This window comes from Leucobacter sp. G161, from assembly GCF_001482305.1.
In the GTDB taxonomy this organism is placed as follows: domain Bacteria; phylum Actinomycetota; class Actinomycetes; order Actinomycetales; family Microbacteriaceae; genus Leucobacter.
Genome location: NZ_LOHP01000070.1, coordinates 1 through 19,383 on the forward strand (window position 1 = coordinate 1; position 19,383 = coordinate 19,383).

At 65.7% G+C, this 19,383-nt stretch carries 17 protein-coding genes and 4 tRNA genes; 5 read left to right on the forward strand and 16 right to left on the reverse strand.

Annotated elements, in window-relative coordinates:
- From AUL38_RS12125 to AUL38_RS12140, 4 genes are all read right to left on the reverse strand, one after another.
- A partial coding sequence (locus tag AUL38_RS12125) for a Calx-beta domain-containing protein (RefSeq protein WP_153006581.1) occupies window positions 1–2,768 on the reverse strand: 2,768 nt, incomplete at its 3' end.
- 224 nt (window positions 2,769–2,992) lie between these two features.
- Complete coding sequence (locus AUL38_RS12130) at window positions 2,993–3,646, reverse strand: CatA-like O-acetyltransferase (protein ID WP_059062589.1); 654 nt, start codon at window positions 3,644–3,646, stop codon at window positions 2,993–2,995.
- Between the two features lie 28 nt (window positions 3,647–3,674).
- Entirely contained in the window at window positions 3,675–4,118 is a 444-nt protein-coding gene (locus AUL38_RS12135; RefSeq protein ID WP_059062591.1) for a MarR family winged helix-turn-helix transcriptional regulator, read from the reverse strand.
- Window positions 4,115–4,762 carry a hypothetical protein gene (locus tag AUL38_RS12140; protein WP_153006582.1) on the reverse strand — a complete coding sequence of 216 codons (648 nt, stop codon included), beginning with the start codon at window positions 4,760–4,762 and terminating at the stop codon, window positions 4,115–4,117. Before AUL38_RS12140 ends, AUL38_RS12135 begins: the two co-directional genes overlap by 4 nt.
- A gap of 180 nt (window positions 4,763–4,942) precedes the next feature.
- On the opposite strand from AUL38_RS12140, the gene AUL38_RS12145 reads away from it, so the two are divergent.
- Together AUL38_RS12145 and AUL38_RS12150 are read left to right on the forward strand one after the other, a co-directional pair.
- A complete protein-coding gene (locus tag AUL38_RS12145) occupies window positions 4,943–6,865 on the forward strand; it encodes a long-chain fatty acid--CoA ligase (protein ID WP_083506848.1) in 1,923 nt (640 codons plus the stop codon).
- A gap of 79 nt (window positions 6,866–6,944) precedes the next feature.
- Complete coding sequence (locus tag AUL38_RS12150; RefSeq protein WP_059062595.1) at window positions 6,945–7,820, forward strand: DUF1295 domain-containing protein; 876 nt, start codon at window positions 6,945–6,947, stop codon at window positions 7,818–7,820.
- A gap of 96 nt (window positions 7,821–7,916) precedes the next feature.
- Here the strand turns inward: AUL38_RS12150 and AUL38_RS12155 are convergent, their stop codons facing one another.
- The gene (locus AUL38_RS12155; RefSeq protein ID WP_059062597.1) at window positions 7,917–8,336 is read right to left on the reverse strand and encodes a DoxX family membrane protein; all 420 of its coding nucleotides are present in this window, start codon (window positions 8,334–8,336) and stop codon (window positions 7,917–7,919) included.
- A 106-nt stretch (window positions 8,337–8,442) separates the two neighbouring features.
- Between AUL38_RS12155 and AUL38_RS12160 the strand changes: the two genes are divergently transcribed.
- The gene (locus AUL38_RS12160; RefSeq protein ID WP_059062598.1) at window positions 8,443–9,333 is read left to right on the forward strand and encodes a hypothetical protein; all 891 of its coding nucleotides are present in this window, start codon (window positions 8,443–8,445) and stop codon (window positions 9,331–9,333) included.
- A gap of 142 nt (window positions 9,334–9,475) precedes the next feature.
- Window positions 9,476–10,519, forward strand: coding sequence for an FAD-dependent monooxygenase (locus AUL38_RS12165; protein WP_059062600.1), 1,044 nt, complete (start codon window positions 9,476–9,478; stop codon window positions 10,517–10,519).
- Window positions 10,520–10,546: 27 nt separating this feature from the next.
- Here the strand turns inward: AUL38_RS12165 and AUL38_RS12170 are convergent, their stop codons facing one another.
- Together AUL38_RS12170 and AUL38_RS12175 are read right to left on the reverse strand one after the other, a co-directional pair.
- A complete protein-coding gene (locus AUL38_RS12170; RefSeq protein WP_059062602.1) occupies window positions 10,547–11,050 on the reverse strand; it encodes an FBP domain-containing protein in 504 nt (167 codons plus the stop codon).
- A 562-nt stretch (window positions 11,051–11,612) separates the two neighbouring features.
- Window positions 11,613–12,122 carry a hypothetical protein gene (locus tag AUL38_RS12175; RefSeq protein ID WP_153006583.1) on the reverse strand — a complete coding sequence of 170 codons (510 nt, stop codon included), beginning with the start codon at window positions 12,120–12,122 and terminating at the stop codon, window positions 11,613–11,615.
- Here AUL38_RS12175 and AUL38_RS12180 point away from each other — a divergent pair.
- Entirely contained in the window at window positions 12,113–12,295 is a 183-nt protein-coding gene (locus AUL38_RS12180) for a hypothetical protein (protein WP_059062606.1), read from the forward strand. The genes AUL38_RS12175 and AUL38_RS12180 overlap by 10 nt on opposite strands.
- Window positions 12,296–12,475: 180 nt before the next feature.
- Here AUL38_RS12180 and AUL38_RS12185 read toward each other — a convergent pair whose 3' ends face one another.
- The 9 genes from AUL38_RS12185 to AUL38_RS12225 all read right to left on the reverse strand — a co-directional run.
- Window positions 12,476–13,699, reverse strand: coding sequence for a Fic family protein (locus AUL38_RS12185; RefSeq protein ID WP_059062608.1), 1,224 nt, complete (start codon window positions 13,697–13,699; stop codon window positions 12,476–12,478).
- 696 nt (window positions 13,700–14,395) lie between these two features.
- Window positions 14,396–14,472 (reverse strand) — tRNA-Asp (locus AUL38_RS12190).
- 122 nt (window positions 14,473–14,594) lie between these two features.
- Window positions 14,595–14,667 (reverse strand) — tRNA-Phe (locus AUL38_RS12195).
- Between the two features lie 87 nt (window positions 14,668–14,754).
- Window positions 14,755–14,828 (reverse strand) — tRNA-Asp (locus AUL38_RS12200).
- Between the two features lie 27 nt (window positions 14,829–14,855).
- Window positions 14,856–14,928, reverse strand: a tRNA-Glu gene (locus tag AUL38_RS12205).
- Window positions 14,929–15,057: 129 nt separating this feature from the next.
- Window positions 15,058–15,342, reverse strand: a complete 285-nt coding sequence (locus AUL38_RS12210; protein ID WP_059062610.1) for a hypothetical protein — start codon at window positions 15,340–15,342, stop codon at window positions 15,058–15,060.
- 60 nt (window positions 15,343–15,402) lie between these two features.
- On the reverse strand, window positions 15,403–16,767 hold the full coding sequence (locus AUL38_RS12215) for a M18 family aminopeptidase (RefSeq protein WP_059062612.1): 1,365 nt from the start codon (window positions 16,765–16,767) through the stop codon (window positions 15,403–15,405).
- A gap of 4 nt (window positions 16,768–16,771) precedes the next feature.
- Window positions 16,772–18,325, reverse strand: coding sequence for a M17 family metallopeptidase (locus tag AUL38_RS12220; protein WP_059062614.1), 1,554 nt, complete (start codon window positions 18,323–18,325; stop codon window positions 16,772–16,774).
- A 66-nt stretch (window positions 18,326–18,391) separates the two neighbouring features.
- Window positions 18,392–19,383: ABC transporter permease (locus AUL38_RS12225; protein ID WP_059062615.1), on the reverse strand; the 992-nt coding region annotated here is incomplete at its 5' end.

Consider the following 19,383-nt stretch of genomic DNA (forward strand, 5'->3'; position numbering starts at 1 on the left):
ACCACAAACGTCATCGCACTGCCAGCCAGCACAGACTGATCAGCACCCAACGCAAACACCGTCTCACCCGGAACCGCAGAACGTAACTTCAGCGTACTCGCGGCAGGATCGATGATCTGTGTGTAGGCGAAAGGCTCCGGCTGTGACAGGAGGACCGTCAACTCGCGTTCCGGGTCCCCCGCCGGCACCTTGGCCGTCTGGACGACGACATGCTTTGGCGCGCTGTCGGCGTCCGCCCAGGTGACCGTCTCGTCGAGCGGCACGTAGTGCGTGTTAGCTTCCGCCGTCCCGTCCTGCGTCGACACGCGAACGCTCGCGACACCCGTCCACGGGTTTACCGACGCATTTTCCCGGCGAACCTCGAAGGTGAATCGATCGCCTGCAGCACCGGCCACATCACCGCTAATACCAAACCCTGTCGGATCAGGTTTCGGATACGTGAGTTCCACCCCGCTGAACGCCAGCCTGGAAGGCTTCGCGTATGGCCGCGGCTGAGCGTCGGTGAGCCGGAGCGCGAAGACTCGGTTCGGGTCACCTGCCTTGCCCTCGTGGGTCTGCACGCGGAAGGTCTTCCCTCCCGACTCATTGGCCCCCCAAGTGAGGGTCTCATCGACCTCGGTGAAGTGCGTGCCGGCTTTCGCAGTCCCGTCGTGCGAGACAACGCGGATGCTCGCCTCCCCGGTCCACGGGTTCTCGGCAGCGTCCTTCCGGGTGACCGTGAACTCGACGTCCGCGGTCCCCGCTTCGACGACCTGCGGTGCGCTCACCGAGAACTGGGTTGCCTCGGGGGTCGGGTAGGTGATCGTACCGTCGCTCATGAAGCCGCCGCCGAGCTCGGTCAGCCCTTCGGGAGTGGGGTCAGAAAGCTCAAGCGTGAGTGCCCGGTCTTCATCGCCTGCCGCACCCTCCAAGGTCTGAACGACGACCTGCTTGTCGTCCTGGTTCCCTGCCGGCCAGCTCAGTATCTGATCTACGCCCACGTAGTGGCTGCCGTCTACCGCAGTGCCGTCGTGCGTCTTGACACGCACGCTCGCCTCACCCGAAAATGCGTTCTCAGCGGCGTCGGTGCGCGACACCGTGAACGTGAGATCCGTTCCTGCCAGAGCCTGCTGGTCTTCGCCGATCTCAAAGACCGTGGCATCTGGCTGGGGAACGGTGAGATCCACACGCTGCTGCATCGTGTTACCAAGTTCGTCAGCGACTCGAAGTTCAAAGGTCCAGTCGCCTGCCCCATCCGGGGTGCCCACGAATGCGCCATCGACAACCTTCAACCAGGCGGGCGCCTCCGACGAGAGCTCAAAGCTCGCAGCGGGGAAACCGGCCGTGTAAGAGATCTCTTGACGCCACGGCTCGCCGAGCGGCAGCGTAGCACTATCGGGGCTGGTGATCATGCTCCACACAATGGGCATCGCGACCGTGCCCGTGAAGCGATCATTGGACTTTACTTCGTGTGCGAACGTGTACTCGAGCTCAGGCCACTCTGCTCGCACGTCAATCAGCATGATCGGCAGCTCGGGGTCGGGCTTGGGCTTGAGGTTGCCCCCGAGGTCGGGAAAGGATCCGTCACGGAGCTCAAGCTGCCCGGCAGCATCGTAGCGGTACTGCTTCGCGCCCTTCGGCACGAACACCTCGCTTCCCGAGATCTGCTGTGCGGTGACCGCAAACGCCCCGACGGAGCTTTGCTCGGGGGCCTCCGGGAGGCCAACCAGCGAACCGAAATGGTTGCCGAGCGCCTGCAGGTTCTTCAGCCCAGTGAGGCCTGACAGCGGCTCAACTGACGTCGCACCGATCGCGTTCATGTGCACCCGGTACAGCTCGGGCTTGTTGCGGATCGCCCCGATATCGTCACCAATGTCGGGGTTGTTGTTGATGTCGAGTGTCTGGAGCTCACTCATGTCTTCAATACCTGCGAGGCTCTGCAGCTGCGCGTGGTCAACGGTCAGGAAACGCATCTTGGTCAGCTTCGAGATCGGCTGCAAGGTTGACACCTGCGTGGATTGAGCGCTGATGCTCGTGAGGCCTGTGAGCCCGGAAAGCGGCTCGAGCGTTGCGACCGCAGTTTTGTAGACGCTGACCGAGGTGAGTGTGTTGAGGTTCCGGAGTGGCTCAAGATCCACCAGGTCTGGGATCTGGGAGGCGGTGAAGTCTTTCAGTTTTCCTGCGTCACTCAGTGGCGACAGGTCAGTGAGCTTGACGTTTTTCGAGAGGTCAAGCTTGCTGAGCTTGGGGAGCGTCCCAAGCGGAGAGATGTCAGAGAGCTCGGGACTACCGGTCAGGCTGAGCGTGGAGAGCGTCGCAGCGTCTGTCAGGCCGGTGAGCGCTGCGTTGGTCACCTGTGCGTCTGTGAGCGTCAAGCTGTTGAGTTTGGGCATCTTCGCTGCGGCTCCCAGCGAACCGGACCCTGAGAAGTCGTGTTTTCCGCCCGCAAAGAACAAGTTGGTGATCTTCTGCGCGTGCTCGATCCCGTCGAGCGAAGCTACCGCAAACGAGTTGCCGCAGGAAAGCCCGAAGATCGTGTTGAGCTCGTCGTGGGTGATGGGCTGGTCCGCGGCCCTGCCGCCGCCGAGTTTTTCGTTGATGCAGGCGACAAGCTGCGCGTCTGGGAAGGAGACCGTGTCAGCCCCTGCGCCGTCCTGCGCGAGCGCTGGCGACGCACCGGCTGCTCCGAGCCCGGTGAGGAGGGCGATGGCCGCAAATCCCGCTAAGAATTTCCGGGCCCGTCCCGGAACTCGTGAGTTTCGAACACGATGATGATGCATGCGCGACATTGCTCCCCTTTAGCTTTCCGCCAGCGTGGCGTCCGAAGGGCCCAGTTCTGCAGCCATCATCGCAGCACAGCAAGTGCCAAGCTTGGAGCAAGAAAAAGACCAGACTTGCCGGTCAGCCTAGCCTCAGATTGCCGACACAGTCCAGACTTTCTACGCAAAATACTTGCATTTGCAATTCATTAACCGATCTTTACCTATGCTTTTCGTGACGATGCCGGAGCCGCCTATTCAACCCACACGGGGTCATTCATAAGTGCCTGCACTTCGTTCACCAGCCTCGACACATGGAAGCCATCGGCCGCGGCATGATGCACCTGCACAGCAAGTGGGAGCTTCGTCTGCCCGACTCTTTCAACGAACTTCCCCAACGTGAAGATTGGGGCGAGATGGTCCCAGCTTTCGGCGATGTTCAAGTTGAAACCCGTAAACGAGGCCCAGGGAAGACTCGACACATCGAACACATTCGGCGGTGGCGGCCCCTGCGGAAACATGTCGGTCTCGTCTCGATGCTTCCGAATAAGCGCCGCGGCGCTGTCATGAAACGTGCCGAAATCCGCATCGAACGGGCACCACACGCTTGCGAACGTCTCCGTCTCGGCGCGGAAGATCGTGAACGAGGGGTGAATCACGTCCCACACCGCGGGCGCGCCTCCCGGCAGCAGCGACATCTTGAACTCGCTATGCCGGTTGACAACCGATGCCAATGCCCAGATCTGCGCAAGATAGGTCCTTCGTCCCGATTGCCCGAGCGCCTCAACGAAGTTGTCGACATCGAGTTCAACGGTCATCGAATACGTGCAGGGCACCACTGTCCTGTAGTGATCAAAGTGCTGACGCCTCGGCCAGGCGGCGAGGTCAATTGGCGTAGCTGCTGACATGGAATCATCATGCCGCAGTTCCCTCGCTTCAGACACGCGTTGGTGGATCTCCGAGCGCCGCTGCGACCTCGTCGATAGCACCGACAAACGCTTCACGCTTCTGGCCAGACCAACCGCCGAATACTTCGCTGAGCCTCATGGATACGGCCGCATAGAGCTTCTCGAAGCGCTCGACGCTGGTCTGGTGGATCTGGATGGTACGCCGGTTGCCAACGACCGGGCGTCTCTCGAGCCACCCACCCCGTTCGAGTCGCGTCAGCACTCCCGTCATCGTTGCTAGGTGCGTTCCAGTGAGTTCCGCCAGGGCGGTTGGCGATTGGGGACCCTCACGATGGAGCACCTCCAGCACGTTCAGATCCCCCTCCCGGACGTGAGCTGTCTCGGCAATAGCGCGGTCCCTCGACCGGATCACGGTGCGCAGATGCCGCAGGGCAAGCATGAGCTGCTGATTGTGGTCGTCTGACGCGCTCACGGCCCGAGCCGCCTCGCAAAGAGGGGGAAAGGTGACAAATTCGCCGCCCTGAGCTGCCGCCTGACAACACTGTGGAACGTGGGGCGCAGCACCTGGCCCGCAAGAAACGGCACTACCCGCCCCGGCAATACTGCGTAGTTCATCATCAAAAAGGGCGAGTCTGCGTCGAATTGCAGAAGTGTCGAGTTATCAACGCGGAGCGTTCGCTCGTACCAGGTTGAGACAGCCTTCCACGCCTCGACTGCCCTGTCAGGGGTGGTTGTGCCCGCAAAGTGGTTCAGCAGGATCGCTCCTGACTGCTCCTCGGTATCACCAAACCGGCCGCCGTTCCGGCCGGACAGCGTCAATTCGGGGGCGGGCAACCCGAGTGCCGCTGTCCTCGCCACAAGCGCATCGGCGCTTGGCGTCGGCGTGTGGACCAGCAGCGCCAGGTCGTATGCAGGCGCACCCATAATGGGCACGACCATCTCAACCGCGAGGGCATGAGCCGTGACGGCGCCCTCGCCACGAAGCTTCTCAGCGAGGTTGACGAGGCGAAACTCATAGTCGCGACGCCGCGCGCTCGGCCGAACACACGGTCCGCGCATGGTGAGATCAATAGCCCATGCAATGTGCGTGAACCAGCCCTCGGCAACAGACGCCACGGGCGCCACCCTCTCGCCGCAAGCCCCCACGTCGCACGCACCCCTTCGAGCCCTCCCCACAGCCACGTTTCAGCCACACCAATTTAGCTAACAAGGCATATAGTTAGCTTGGTAAGGTAAATTATTGACTCGGACTCAGCCACGGCGCCGTTTCAGCCACAGACGAATGGAGCACTCGCAGTGAGCACATACCCGCCAGCCGCCCCTAGCCCCCGGAGCGAAGTCGGCACGGAACCGCTCGTCGATACCTCAGGGATCCGCAACGTCACCGACCTTCTCGCCTCCCGTTGCGCGAAGGCCCCTGACCACATCGCATTCGAAACACGCATGCCAGGCGCGGACCTCGCGGAGCCGTGGCGGCAGATCAGCACGCGCGCATTCGCGTCAGAGGTCGAGGCGGCAGCCCGCGGCCTCATTGCGAGCGGAGTGACCGCCGGCGACACCGTCATGATCGTTGCGGGCACGCAGTATTTCTGGGCAGTCGCAGACCACGCGGCGCTGTACTCAGGGGCAGTCGTCGTGCCCGCCTACGACACCGCGCCAGAGTCACAGCTGGCGGCGATCCTCACTGACGCGCGACCAGTCGCAGCCTTCGTTGGCACCCCAGCACTCGCCCACCGCATCGCTGCCGCCGCCGCTGCAGCGGGCGTTCCCGCGCCCAGCCTCTGGGTCTTCGAACCGGGATCTACCGCGGGTGCCGCAGCGATCGGCCTCCCCATGAGCGAGCTTGCGGCTCGCGGCGCACACGTCAGTGCCGAACAGCTCGAGGAGCGACGGCTCTCAGCCAGCCTCGACGACGTCGCGACCGTCGTCTACACCTCGGGAACCACCGGGAGCCCGAAGGGCGCGCGCATCACCCACCGCAACCTCGTCGGGCAGGTACTCAACACCGCGGCGGCGTACCGCGAGGTGGTGCGCGAGACGGGCAATACGATCCTCTTCCTGCCGCTCACTCACGTGCTCGGGCGCGCCCTGCAGCTCATCTGCGTCGCAAACGGCATGCGCGTCGCGCACCTCGCGAACCCGCAGGAGGTCGTGCGGGCGCTCGCGGTGCTCAAACCCACGTTCTTGGTCGTCGTGCCGCGAGTGCTGGAGCGGATCCAGGGGGCTGCCGCCGCATCGGCACGGGAGAAGAAGCTCTCCCGCGTATGGAACGCCGCCGTGCGCACCGCCGAGCGCTGGGGATCCTTCCTGGAGGAGCGCGACGCCGCCGGCTCGGGCCCCGCCGCCGGCCCGGGCATCGCCCCACGAGCCCCGCTCGCCCTTCGCGCACGGCACGCCCTCTTCGACCGACTGTTCTATCGCCGGCTGCGCGCAGTAATGGGCGACCGCATCGAGTACCTGCTCTCGGGGGCGGCAACGCTACAGCCCGAGCTCGCCCGCTTCTTCCGCGGCATCGGGGTACCGATCATCGAGGGCTACGGTCTCACCGAGACCACCGCCCCGCTCACCGGCGGCCGCCCAGGCGCGCTCGCCGCGGGCAGCGTCGGCACCCCGCTGCCCGGTAACCGGGTGAGGATCACAGACACCGGCGAAGTGCTAGCGAGCGGCATCGGAGTGTTCGCCGGCTACACCGACCCGGAGCGCAACGCGGGGGCGTTCGTCGACGGGTTCTTCCGCACGGGGGATCTCGGTTCCCTGAGCCCCGACGGCGCGCTCACGCTGCACGGCCGCATGAACCACGTCATCGTCACCTCGACCGGCCGCACCGTCTCCCCGGAGCCGTGGGAGCAGGCGGTCGAGGCGCACCCGCTCGTCGCACACGCGGTGCTGCTCGGCACCGACCGTCCATTCCTCACGGCGGTGCTCGTGCTCGACACCGAGGCGGCCACCGAGTGGTTCCGGCGCCGCGGCGAGACGCCCCCTGCTGAGCTCTCGTCTTCCGGGGTGGCCGTGCTCGCAGACGCGCGCCTCACTGCCGAGCTGTCTACTGCGATCACGGCGGCCAACGCTACTGTGCCGCCCTCGGAGCGCGCGCAATACTCGCGGCTTGTGTCGATCGGTGCCGACCGCACTGACGACTTCGTCACGCCCACAATGAAGCTCAAGCGACAGGCGCTCATCGACGCGCTGCGCCCCACCATCGACGAGTTGTACGGCTGAGTCGCCAGGGGCGCGCCGTTCGCTCTAGGCCCGATCCACCGATCCACCGATCCCGATCCACCGACGACCAGGAAGCAACATGATCCAGAAACGCTCGACCTCGATCCTCATCATTGCGCTTGCCGCGGTGCTCGCCGCAGCCCTCGCGCTCGCGGGCAGCCAGCACGGCTGGAGCGTCGCCGGCATCCCCGCGTTCGCGCTTTCCGTGGTCATCGCCTTCGCGGTGCAGTGGATCGCCTACGTGCCGGCCGCCATCGCGCAGACCGACCGCTTCTTCGACGCCACCGGCAGCGTCACCTACATCAGCGTCACCGTGACGCTGATGGCGCTCTCCCCCGAGCGTGACCCGCGCAGCCTCATTCTCGGCGCGCTCGTCATCGTGTGGGCCGCCAGGCTCGGCAGCTTCCTGCTCGTGCGCAACCTCCGCACGGGCGGCGACGACCGCTTCGCGAAGATCCGGGTCGCCCCGCTGCGCTTCTTCTCCGTGTGGATGCTGCAGGGGCTCTGGATCAGCCTCACCGCCGCGGCCGCGTGGATCGCGATCTCCTCGGCGGGCACCGCGCCCCTCGACTGGAGCGCATGGCTCGGCGTGGCCATCTGGCTGCTCGGCTTCGGCATCGAGGTCACCGCCGACCTGCAGAAGAGCCGGTTCAAGAAGGACCCCGCGAACAGCGGCAAGTTCATCAGCACGGGGCTGTGGTCGGTCGTGCGACACCCGAACTACCTCGGCGAGATCCTCTTGTGGATCGGCGTGCTCGTCGTCGCCCTTCCCCTGCTCCAGGGCTGGCAGTGGGTGGCGCTGCTGTCGCCCGTGTTCGTGATCGTGCTGCTCACGCGGGTGTCCGGGATCCCGCTGCTCGAGGCGAAGGCCGAGCGCACGTGGGGCGACGACCCCGCTTACCGGGAGTATCGCGCGAAGACTCCGTCGCTCATCCCGGGGCTGCGGAACACGTAGCGGCGCGGGCGAGCCGGCAGCGCAATCGACTTGCGGACGCTGGCACGGCCTGCCCACGCCCACGGTTTGGCGCGCTGATCATGAGCGCCGCGGCACCTACTCCGCAGGCCCCTCTTGCGTCGCCCGCTTGCTGCGGCGAGCGCCGCCACGCGTCGACCAGATCGCAGCCCAGATGAGCACCGGCTGGAAGAACAGCCGCACGAAGCGCTTCGTGTCCGTGTCGAGGCCGAAGCCGTCGCGGCCGTTCGCCCACTGCGACAGGTTGCCGGGGAACACCGCGACGAAAAAGAGCGCGGCGATGATGCCGACGAGCCCGCGGTGTTTCCGGGCAACGAGCAGCGCCGCCCCAAGCCCGACCTCAGCCACCCCTGAGGCGACCACGGTCGTATCGGGGTCGAGCGGCACCCAGTCGGGCACCTGCGCCTGGAACTCCTCGCGGGCGATCGTGAGGTGGGCGATCCCCGCGAACGCGAGAAAACTCCCCAGGGCAATCCGAACAATGGAGCGTGCGGCCATGCCCAGAGCATACGCTGAGGAGAGCTGCTGCCGGTAGCCGCGGCGCACACCGGTTGAGTGCGCAGCGGCTTGACTGTGCCGCGGCGTCAGGGTTGACACTGGGGCTATGACCCAGGCGATCGGCAGACTCCGCACAGTGCACCGGATACTTGCACTGCTGACAGTCCTTGTCGTTGCCGTTGCACTCACGCTGAACCTACTCGGCGTGCTCAGTGGGCGGCAGGCGCTCCTGGTGTTCCTCGGCTTCGAGGTACCCGCACTCATCCTGTTCGTCGGTGCAACCGTAGTGCGCTTCGGGCTCATGCGCCGCCGGTCGCTGCCTCACATCAGCGCGCTCGACACCAATACGCTCGACACCAATGTGCTCGGGGGTGCGAGGCTCCTCGATGCCGTTGTCGCCGAGGAGCCGCTGCTGCGGCCCGTCGTCACAGAGCTCCGCGCGCTCTGGGGCTTGTGGCTCTTCATCACGAAGCAGCCCCAGGTACCGCTCGGCGCGGAAGCCTTCGGGTACACCCGGGGCACCCTGGGCATCCCCGTAGCCATGATCGTCGTCTCCGTTGTGGAGCTTGCGGTGGTGCATCTCCTGGTGCCGTGGCGCTGGCTACAGCTCCTGCTGCTCGTGCTCACGATCTGGGCCGTGCTGTTCATGCTCGGAATATTCGCCGCTCGGGCGGTCCACCCGCACGTGGTCACGGAAGAGGATCTCTACCTGCGGTGGGGAGACCGGCTCGTGCTCACCTCGCCGCTGAGCAACGTCCTCTCCGCGGAAGCAGTCGCCGATCACTCCCCCACTCAGCCGGCAGTCACGGGCGAAAAGCTGCTGCTCACGCAGTTTCACAGCACCAACGTGCGCATCAGGTTCGCGGAGCCCGTTGCCGCAGATCCACCGGTGTCGGCGAAAGCTACGCCGGCAGGGTTCCGCGCCAGGGAGGTCGCGCTCTACGTCGTCCGCCCCAATGACTTTGTTGCGGCCTGCACACGGGAGACCGCCGCCTAAGCGGACCGCCAAGCGAGCGATCACGCCCAGTTGCGCGCCGTATCATCATCGCAAGGCTCCCCGGGAGGCTTCCGGGACGCTTCCCGGGACCCTTCCGGGGAGGCTTCCGCAGGGCGGCCACGGACCGAGCGAGGAGCACCAGATGCGGATCGCAATCATAGGCGCAGGAATCGGCGGGCTCGTCGCAGCCGCAGGCCTCCAGGCGGACGGCCACGAGGTCATCATCTCTGAGCAGCGCGCGGGACCGACGGCAGAGGGTGCGGGCCTCACGCTGTTCGGGAACGCCCGCACGGCGCTCGCCGAGCTCAGCCTCGCGGCTGCAGTCGACGCGGTATCGAGCGGAGCGATCGCGGCGATGCGGGCGGGGCAACGTTCCCCCTCCGGTTCCTGGCTCCTCACCGCGCCTGCCGGCTTGGTCAGTGAGCTCCGCAGTGTGCACCGGGTCGACCTGCACCGCGCGCTCAGTGAGCTGCTCGATCCGCGCACAATCCGACACGGGCAGCGGGCGCTCGTATCCGGAGATGGGGCCCCGCACCTCACCGTTGGCAGCAGCACGGAGCGCTTCGATCTGGTCGTGGCCTGCGATGGGATCCGCAGCCCGAACCGCGCACGCCTGGGGCTCGACCCCGGCCTCCGGTACGCCGGCTACACGGCCTGGCTCGGGGTGACGAGCCGCCCGGTCGACGTTCACGCTGAGGCAGGCGAAACCTGGGGCCGCGGTCAGATCTTCGGGATCCTGCCCCTCCGCGACGGCCGCGTCTACTGGTTCGGCACCCTGAACACTCCGGCCGGCACAGTGTTTCCCGACGAGCACGCGGCCGCGCTGCGGCATTTCGGGGAGTGGCATGATCCGATCCGCGAGTGCATCGCCGCGACCCATCCCGCGGAGGTACTCAGGCACGATGTCTACGACCTCGCGCGGCCCCTCGACTCGTTCGTGCGCGGGCGCACGGTGCTCCTCGGCGACGCCGCCCACGCCATGATCCCGAATCTGGGGCAGGGCGCGGGCCAAGGCATCGAGGATGCGGCGACGCTTGCGCTGCTACTGCGCGGGGCGACCGGCAGTGGGATGGCCTCCGGCGCTATCACGGTGGCGTTGCGCGACGCGGCACTGCGGCTCGCGCCCGGGGCGCTCGTCGGCGGGTTGAGTAGCCGGATCGTCTTCTGGCCGCAGCCCCGGGAGTAGCGCGGCGCTGCTCTCACTGCGCGGCGGCTACCGCCCGGTGATGAGCATGTCGGCGAAGCCGTCGACCTTCAGCCGGAGGGTGTCGAGACGGCGTTCGCGGGCCGCCGCGACGTCATAGCCGTCATAGGCCGGCGGCGGATCGTTGCGGACATTCCGCGAGCACTGGAACTCCCGGCAGATGAGCGTGCCGACCGTGTTGCCGCGGCGCCCTGCGTCGCCGACGCGCTTCGCGCCCCAGAAGACAACCTCGTTGGGCCTGCGGACGTCCTGGCACCAGTTGCACATGGCGCGTGTACGCGGGGTGGCCTCCGCCTGGGTGAGGGCCACGCCGACGGGCTCCCCGTCAAGGCGCGGCAGCACGACGTACCCGCGGCGCGCGAACTTGGGATCGCGCCACCCGAGGAAGTCGAGCCCAGCCCAGTGCTCCTCGGTGAAGTCCTCGAAATCTGCGGGGAGGGAGAGCTCCTTCACCTCACGACGCGACGCGTTGATGAAGGAGGAGCGGATGAATGATTCGGTAATGGGTTGCATGAGTGCACCTTCCGGGAGCAGGCCGCGCTGTGGCGTGAGACGCTCCCCAAGCGTTGAGAATTGGGTTCACAAAACCAGCCGCACTTCGAGTCAGGCTCTGCGCGCGGCCGGGGCGGGGACGTCACTCACCGTCGGCAAGTGCTTCGCCGACGACCTCCTGCCGCTGTGAATACAGCTCTCGATAGCTCATGGGGCCCAGTGTATTTCCATTGTCTTGGCGGCGGCTGGGTGATGCTGCCGTGCGCGCCAGCTCAACGGCACCGTCCGCTGCAGATAGGTGATTGGTGGCTCTTCTCAGTTGAGGGTTCGAGCCTCAACGACCAATGACGACGAACAGACATGTCCTCAGCGAGGTCATGGATTTTCTGCTGCAAATGTGTCCCGACTTCGCTGAGGACATGTCTTCTGAGCGCGGTTCTGGGTGAGCACGCCACGGGCTTGAAGGTTCAGCGGCTTGGGTGAGAGGGAGGGCTTCGCTGCGGCCCCACTGGCGCGGGAGAGCATCAAGGGCGATGATCGAGTTACCATGTTGTGTCCCGCCTTCACCTGGCATCTATAGCTGTCAGTTACTCTGCGAGTTGCCAGTTATAGGCAACTGTACCTTCGCGCGCTCCCGCTCGAACGCGGCCACGGTGCGCGCCTCGCCGAGGCCCGCCGCGGTGCCGCCGAGGAACTCCCGTACCGCGCGGTCGCTCCTGGCGAGCAGCCGGTCGGGCGTGCGCGCGGCTTCGGGATCCGCCCGGAAGTCACCCGTGAAGCTGTGCCCGCCGGCCGGATTATCGCGCTCGTACAGGTGAAACAGCGTCACCGTCCACGGCACCCGCACGTTCCAGCGGTGCGTGAAGAGCTGCGGTGCGCGCACGCGCTCATCACCGACCATCACCTTGCTCACCTGCTCGAGCCGTTCGCACAGCTCCCCCGCCGAGAACTGGAAGCCGCCCGACACGAGCAGCCCGCGACTGCCGCCAGGAGCCACCGGCCCGAGGTCCTGCCGCGGCATCCCCGTCGCGCTCGCCGCAACCGACACGATGAGGTGCGGCTGCTCGCTGCCTGGGCACACTCGTGGAATCACGCCCATACCTCCTGGGACTCGCGCGTGAGATCGCCACCCTCCCAGAGCTGCGGTCCGTCACCTGGGTTTCGCTCGGAAGCCCCACGAAGCAGGGCCACCCGCGGCACCCGCTCCATGTCAAGGGTTCGACGCCGTTCGCGCCGTTCGATATCGGACGGTACGCGGGGGTGTAGCGGTCCAGTACGCCCACCGGCCCACAGATGTTTATGCAGGTCCTCCCGTAAACCCAGGCGCGAGCCCTGCTCTGTTGGGCCTCCGTGGAGTTCTCCGCAAGTTGTTGACAGTGGGTTATGCGGCGAACTGTACCTGGCCGCTGATCAGTCGACTGCTGCCCTCCTGATGTCCGGGTACGCTTAGACGCGCTGCCGCCTGGCACGAGCACCGAATTGGTCAAGCGCCTCGAGGACTTCTGGCGCATGCCAGATGCGATTGCGCCTAAAGCTGTTCGTCTGCACGAGCACCCCGCCATCGACCATGAGTCGAATTGCCGTCTGCGCTGCGACCTCTGAGACACCGAGTTCTCTCGCGACAAGCCGGGTGTTGACCACTGGATGCTGCAGCAGCAGTTCACGCATTCGAGCACCGGCGGAACCACGTCTCGCGGGAACCGAGGCTGCCCAACCTTCAACGATCTCGTGCAGGTCGTGAGTAAGCTGCCTGCCGTTAGTGATTGCCTGGAACACCGCGCTCGATACCGCATCGACTATGGCGTCAACGTCTCCCTCTCGATATGCAGTGAGGGCAGCGAAGTAGGCTCCAGTGTCCTGCAGGAGACCGGCTGATACCGGCACGGTGACATTCCTCGTGAGTCCGCCGTGTCGAAGCATGCTGTGAAGCAGCGCACGACCTGTACGGCCGTTACCATCAGGGAACGGGTGGATGGTCTCGAACTGAGCATGCGCGATCGCTGTGTGAGCAAGCACCGGGATGTCGATGCGCTGGCTGAACTCAACGAGATCAGCCATCAGCGCTGGCACCCGGTCATGGTGGGGAGGCACAAACGACGCCGTATGCGGAGAGATCCCCCCACCTCCAATCCACACCTGCTGGTCACGGAATTTCCCGGTGAAGTGTGGCGCGCTCTCACCGAGGAGGGCATGCTGCATTGCGATGATTGCTTCTTCATCTATTCCGTCTGCGAGTTCTAACGCAGCAGTCATGGCCCGTACGTTCGCAACGACAAGCTTCGCGTTTCCCGACGGGGACGCATCGAGTTCTGCAAGAGCAACCTGTTTCGCACTCGACGTGAGGGTCTCCACCTCGGAGCTCGAAGCGGATTCACTGCGCAACAGAATTGATGCGAAGGGAGCTGCAATACGGCCGGCTTCTGAATCGAACCGAGCGAGCTCCTGGCTCGCATCATCAGCTGCCGCAAGTGTCTCGGCTTTGAGGCGGACGGCAGCGTTTGCGATCATCGGCGGCACGGCGGCTTGATAGTCGCCACGAGCAAGAGGCAGCTGTCGCCTGGAAGCGAGAGCTACGCGTTCTCGGTCCGTATCCCACGGACGCGACTCAGTACTGAGGGCAGGCCAGCCGGCCGCCGAATCAGAGCCTGATGTCGCTACATCGTGAACCATGGACTCACCATACCAAAGCTTTCGCACATAACCTTTGGTAAGAAGGAATCTTTGCACCTGAAGTGGAGGCTATCGGGCTCTTCACAAGTGAAGGTGTTGACCTCAGCGATGAGGAACGCTCAGAAACCATGACCTCAGCGAGGTCAGGAGTTTTCTACCGCAAATCACTCCTGACTTCGCTGAGGGCATGTCTTGTGAGCGATCCAGGTTGGGCGTGCCGTCACTTTGAGAGGGCGCTGGCCGTCGCGAGTGGAGGCTTCCCTGCGCCCCAGTGGTGCGGAGGAATCCGCTCAGAGCAAGTGAGGCCGGCCAGCAGCACGCCGGGCCGCGGGCCCGGTGCGCCTTTGCCGCGCAAGGCAGAGGGGCCGGGTCGTGCATGTTTCGCAGCTCCCCTGCAGCTCGGCGCACGATGCCCTCAGCGAGACACCCTCCGCAAGCCGGCAGCATGGTAAGCCGGGAGCCGAAGCGACCCACTAGGAAAAAGGACCCCACGAGTAGAAGCCTCATCGGGGTTCAGCAGTGGCGTCATGACCGCTACGTGGCTCCGACCGGCATCGATCCGGTGATCCTTCAATGTTGGGGCAACCGTCTGACCAACCGCGGTGCTGGCTCAGACGATCCGTCGAACCCGATAGCCGACTCCAAGCGATCGCTGTGAAGATGAAGAAGCCCTTCCGAAGAAGGACTTCCCCAATCTGGCGACCCTGACGGGACTTGAACCCGCGACCTCCGCCGTGACAGGGCGGCGCGCTAACCAACTGCGCTACAGGGCCAGATGTGAAACTGTGGCGCCATCTGCGCGGCGAACCGGCAAACCGGCAAACCAGCAGAAATAAAGGAACCCCCGCAGGTAGAAGCCCTGCGAGGGTTCAGCAGCGGCGTAATGACCGCTACGTGGCTCCGACCGGCATCGATCCGGTGACCTTTCGATTTTCAGTCGAACGCTCTACCAACTGAGCTACAGAGCCAGACGATCAATCGAACTGGGTTTCCAACTCTAGGCGATCGCCGTGAAGATGAAGAAGCCCTTCCGAAGAAGGGCTTCCCCAATCTAGCGACCCTGACGGGACTTGAACCCGCGACCTCCGCCGTGACAGGGCGGCGCGCTAACCAACTGCGCTACAGGGCCATGCATATTTAGTTGTATTCGGTAAAGTGACCCCAACGGGATTCGAACCCGTGCTGCCGCCGTGAAAGGGCGGTGTCCTAGGCCGCTAAACGATGGGGCCGAGACAATTTCTTGCCTGCTACCGAGATATGAGCTTAGGGCAGAAACGGCACAGGGCGCAAATCGCGGCCCCCGTCCGGTATCCCTGGCGTGTCGCAATCAATCACGAACGCGCCCTGGAGCCCACTTTTCAGCCTCCGAGCGCACGCTGCACCCGGTTGAGTGAGATGTTTTCGAGCCGCTGCACACCGTCGCCGGTGCGCTGCTCGAAGTGGTACCCCATCTTGCCCTGGCTGAGCATGCCGATGAGATGTGGTTCGCTCGCGTTCCACATGATCCATGTCGGCTGTCCATGGATGTTCGGACCTAAGAAGGTGAACTCGATCGACTGCTGCCCGAATCGCTGAATATTGGGCATCAGCCGATCCGTGGGCAGCGCTAGGACCTTGTCACCCTGCCGTTGCACCTCATTCATGGCCTGATCCTATCGAACGCCTCAGAAAATTTCGATTGTGTTTCACCGTGCGCGACTCCCCTACGCCCCGGCATAGAACGCCCCAATGGCCCGTGCGAGGCCGTGCAGGTCGTCGACGTGCGCGAGCTCACGCGCGGAGTGCATCGACAGCAGCGGGACGCCGACGTCGACAGTGCGGATCCCGAGCCGGGTCGCCGTGATCGGCCCGATGGTGGATCCGCACGGCACCGTGTTGTTCGACACGAATTCCTGTGTGGGCACCCCGGCAGCTTCGCAAGCGCGCTGCCAGAGCGCTGCGCCGTGCGCGTCGCTCGCGTAGCGCTGGTTCGCGTTCACCTTGAGCATCGGGCCTTGGCCTGCGAGCGGACGCACGTTCGGGTCGTGCTTCTCCTGGTAGTTCGGGTGCACCGAGTGCCCGGCGTCTGCCGAGAGGCACCACGACGCTGCCATCGCGCGTGCGGCCTCGTCAGCGGTGGCACCGAGCCCAGCACGCAAACGGGTGAGAACGTCCTCCAGGAAGGGTCCTGCGGCTCCTGAGCGTGTGTCTGAGCCGAGCTCCTCGTGGTCAAACGACGCAAACACCGAAATCGTGCCGGGGGCCGGCTCGGTTTCGAGGAGCGCGACGAGACCCGCGAATGTGGAGCTGAGGTTGTCGAGGCGGGGCGACGCGAGGAACTCGTGAAGCGCACCGATCCTGCTCGCGCTCTGCGTATCGTACAGCCGCACGTCGGTGCCGGCGATGTCTGCGGCGGTGATCCGCCCGCCGTCGTCCGCGGCGAGCACGGCACGCGACGGAGCGTCCGCAAAGGGATCCTCCCCCGGCTGCGGCAGATTCGCGGCGGCCGCGAGCAGATCCAGCACCGAGGTCTCGGGCGACGACACTGCGAGGATGGGCTGCGTGTTGCGCTGCCTGTCGAGCGTGAGCCCCGAGTTCGCGTCGCGGTCGAGGTGGATCGCGAGCTGCGGGATCCGCGCCACCGCCTGCGTGCAGACGAGGCGCTCCTCACCCGAGCGGGTGACCACGCGCCCGGCAAAGCCGAGGTCGCGATCGAGCCAGGAGTTGATGAGCGGCCCACCGTACACCTCGACACCCGCCTGCGACCAGCCGGCCGCGGTGAAGTCGGGCTGCGGCTTCAGCACGAAACCCGGTGAGTCCGTGTGGGCGCCCAACACGCGCACGGGGCTCGTCGCGGTGACGGCCTCCCCCGCACGCCAGGCGATAAGTGCGCCGTCGCGCACGACGACGCCGCGGGAGCCGGCCGTAACCGGCCCCCACGCGTCTTCCTCGGCGTGCTCGGTGAAGCCCGAGCCCGCGAGAATCGCCGCTGAGAACCGCGCCGCGTGATACGAACTCGGCGATGATCCTACGTAATCGATGAACTCATTAATGTATGCGTCGCGGTTTCCCAGCAGCGTCTCAGTCATGGCGTTACTTGATCACGCTCGACTGCGGGCCCTCGGCTGCTGCCGGGGCCTCGAACTGTGCTGCGAGCTCGATGAGCAGGCGCGCGCCGAAGCCGGTCGAACCGGTCGAGCGCCACAGGTCGTCGCTCGCGACCTCCATCGTCGGGGCGATATCAATGTGGCCCCAGGGCACGTCACCAACGAACTCGTTGAGGAACAGCGCCGCGAGGATCGCACCGCCGTACGGACCGCCGATGTTCGACAGGTCTGCGACGTTCGACTTCATCTGGTCGGCGTAGCGGTGGTCGAGCGGCATCTGCCAGACGCGCTCATCGGTGAGGTCTGCTGCGGCAGCGAGCTGCGCCGCAACGTCGTCGTTGTTTGCGAAGGTTGCTGCGGTGCGCAGGCCGAGGGCTGCCATCGCGTTGCCGGTGAGCGTCGCGATGTCGACGATCGCGTCGGGGCGGTCTGCCTCTTCGGTTGCGAGCACCAGGCCGTCGGCCATCACGATGCGGCCCTCAGCGTCCGAGTTCTTCACCTCGATGGTCTTGCCGCCGCGGATCGTGAGCACGTCACCGATCTTCGTCGCGGTGCCCGAGAGCATGTTGTCGGTGCACATGAGCCAGCCGGTGACCTTGCTGGTCACACCGAGCTCACGCAGGCCGAGCATTGCAGAGAAGACTGCGCCGGCGCCCATCATGTCCATCTTCATGTCGCCCATTGAGGACGGCGGCTTCAGGCTGACCCCGCCCGAGTCGAACATGATGCCCTTGCCGATGAGGCCGAGGTGCGCGGTGTCTGCGGTGACCTCTGCCGGGGTGTAGCGCAGCTTGATCATGCGGGGCTCGTCGACGCTGCCGGCGTTCACGCCGAGCAGGCCGCCGGTGCCGAGCTCCATGAGTGCCTCGCGGTCGAAGATTTCGACCTCGAGGCCGAACTCGGGGCCGAGCTTCGCGGCGATGTCTGCGAATTTCTCCGCGGTGAGGTGCCGCGGCGGGGTATTGCCGAGGTCGCGTGACAGTGCGGCGGCGCGTGCGAGCACGAGCCCGCGGTCTGCGCCCTCGGTTGCTGCGGCACGGTCTGCTTCTGCGACGCCGAGCGTCAGGGTGGCAAGTGCGATGTTCTTCGCTTCGGCCTTCAGCGCCTCGAAACGGTAGCGTGCCAGCACAGCGCCCTCGGTTGCTGCCAGTGCTGCGTCGCGCGCGCTCAGCTCGTCCGAGACCACGCTCGTGAGGTCAACAGCAAGCGCCGCAGACTCGCTTGCGGCGCGGGTGAACGCGGCGACGGCGTCGCGTACCTTGGCTGCGGTCTTCAGGCCCTCGCCGGTGCCGACGAGCACGCAGAGCGTCTCACCGGGCAGGCGGAGGGTCTGGCCTGGCTTACCGGTGAAGCCCGCGGCGGCGAGCGCCTCGCGGGTGATGCCTACGAGGTGATCGCATGCTGGCAGATCCCCCTCGGCGGCGATAAAGCACGCACGGACGGGTGCGGCGGCGACATCGGCAGCGGAGCCGATGACGACGTCGGTCGTCTGTGCGAGCGAAGGGACAGGATCAAAGGATGGGTCAATCACTACACTCATGCCCCAACCCTATCCCTCACGCATCGCAGCGGACTCAGCCAGTTTTCGCCGTGCCCGGCCGCACGCTCAGTCGATCGCGAGCGCCGTCACCGGCGACACGCGCACCGCACGCCGCGCGGGCGCTGCTGCGGCGGCGAGCGCGAGCAGGATCCCGAACACCGCGACCCCGGCGACGACGAGCCACGGGATGCTCGGTGCCGTGAAACCGACCTCCGATCCGAGCAGCGACTGTGCGGCAATCCAGCCGTAGAACACGCCGAGCACGAGCCCGAAGCCGAGGGCGGCGAGCGTCATCTGTGCGCTCTCGGCGAGCACCATGCGCCGCACCTGCGAGCCGGTGAAGCCGAGCGCGCGCAACAGCCCGAGCTCGCGGGTGCGCTGCAGCACGCTGAGTGAGAGCGTGTTCACCATGCCGACGGCCGCGATCACCGCGGAGAAACCGACGAGGCCGGTGAAGATCGCGGTCGTAATGTTTAGGGTGTCGGTGAGGATCGCTTCCATCGCGGGATCGCTGTCGAAGGCCGCGAGCGTCATGGTGCGGTAGCTCTCCATTGCCACCGCGAACATGATCACGAGTGTCACGCCGATGACGAGGCCAATTGTCGAGCGCGCGCTGCGCTCGGGGAAGCGCACCGCGTTCGCGGCGGCGAGGGATCCTGTGGGCCCCCGGTCAATGAGCTTGCCGGTGAGGCGGAGCACGGGCGGCATGATGAGGTGCGCGCCGACCGCGATTCCCGTGAAGGAGAACAGCCCGCCAAAGAAGCAGACGAGCAGCGCCATCGGGCTAACGACGCTCATGAGGAGCCCGAGCGCAATGAGGGCAACGCCGATGCCGAGCAGGATCCACGCCCACACGGTGCGGGCGGTGCGGCCGCGAGCGTCTTCCGGGCGGAGCTCAACCGATGCGCCGGTCGCGGCGATCGGCGAGACTGCGGCGACGCGGCGCGAGCCGGCCCACGCGGCGGCCCAGGTGGTGAGCGCGACGATCACGACCGCGACGAGCGCGAGCGGGTCGAAGAGGGGATAGTCGCGGCCCGCGGGGAGCCAACCCCAGTCGG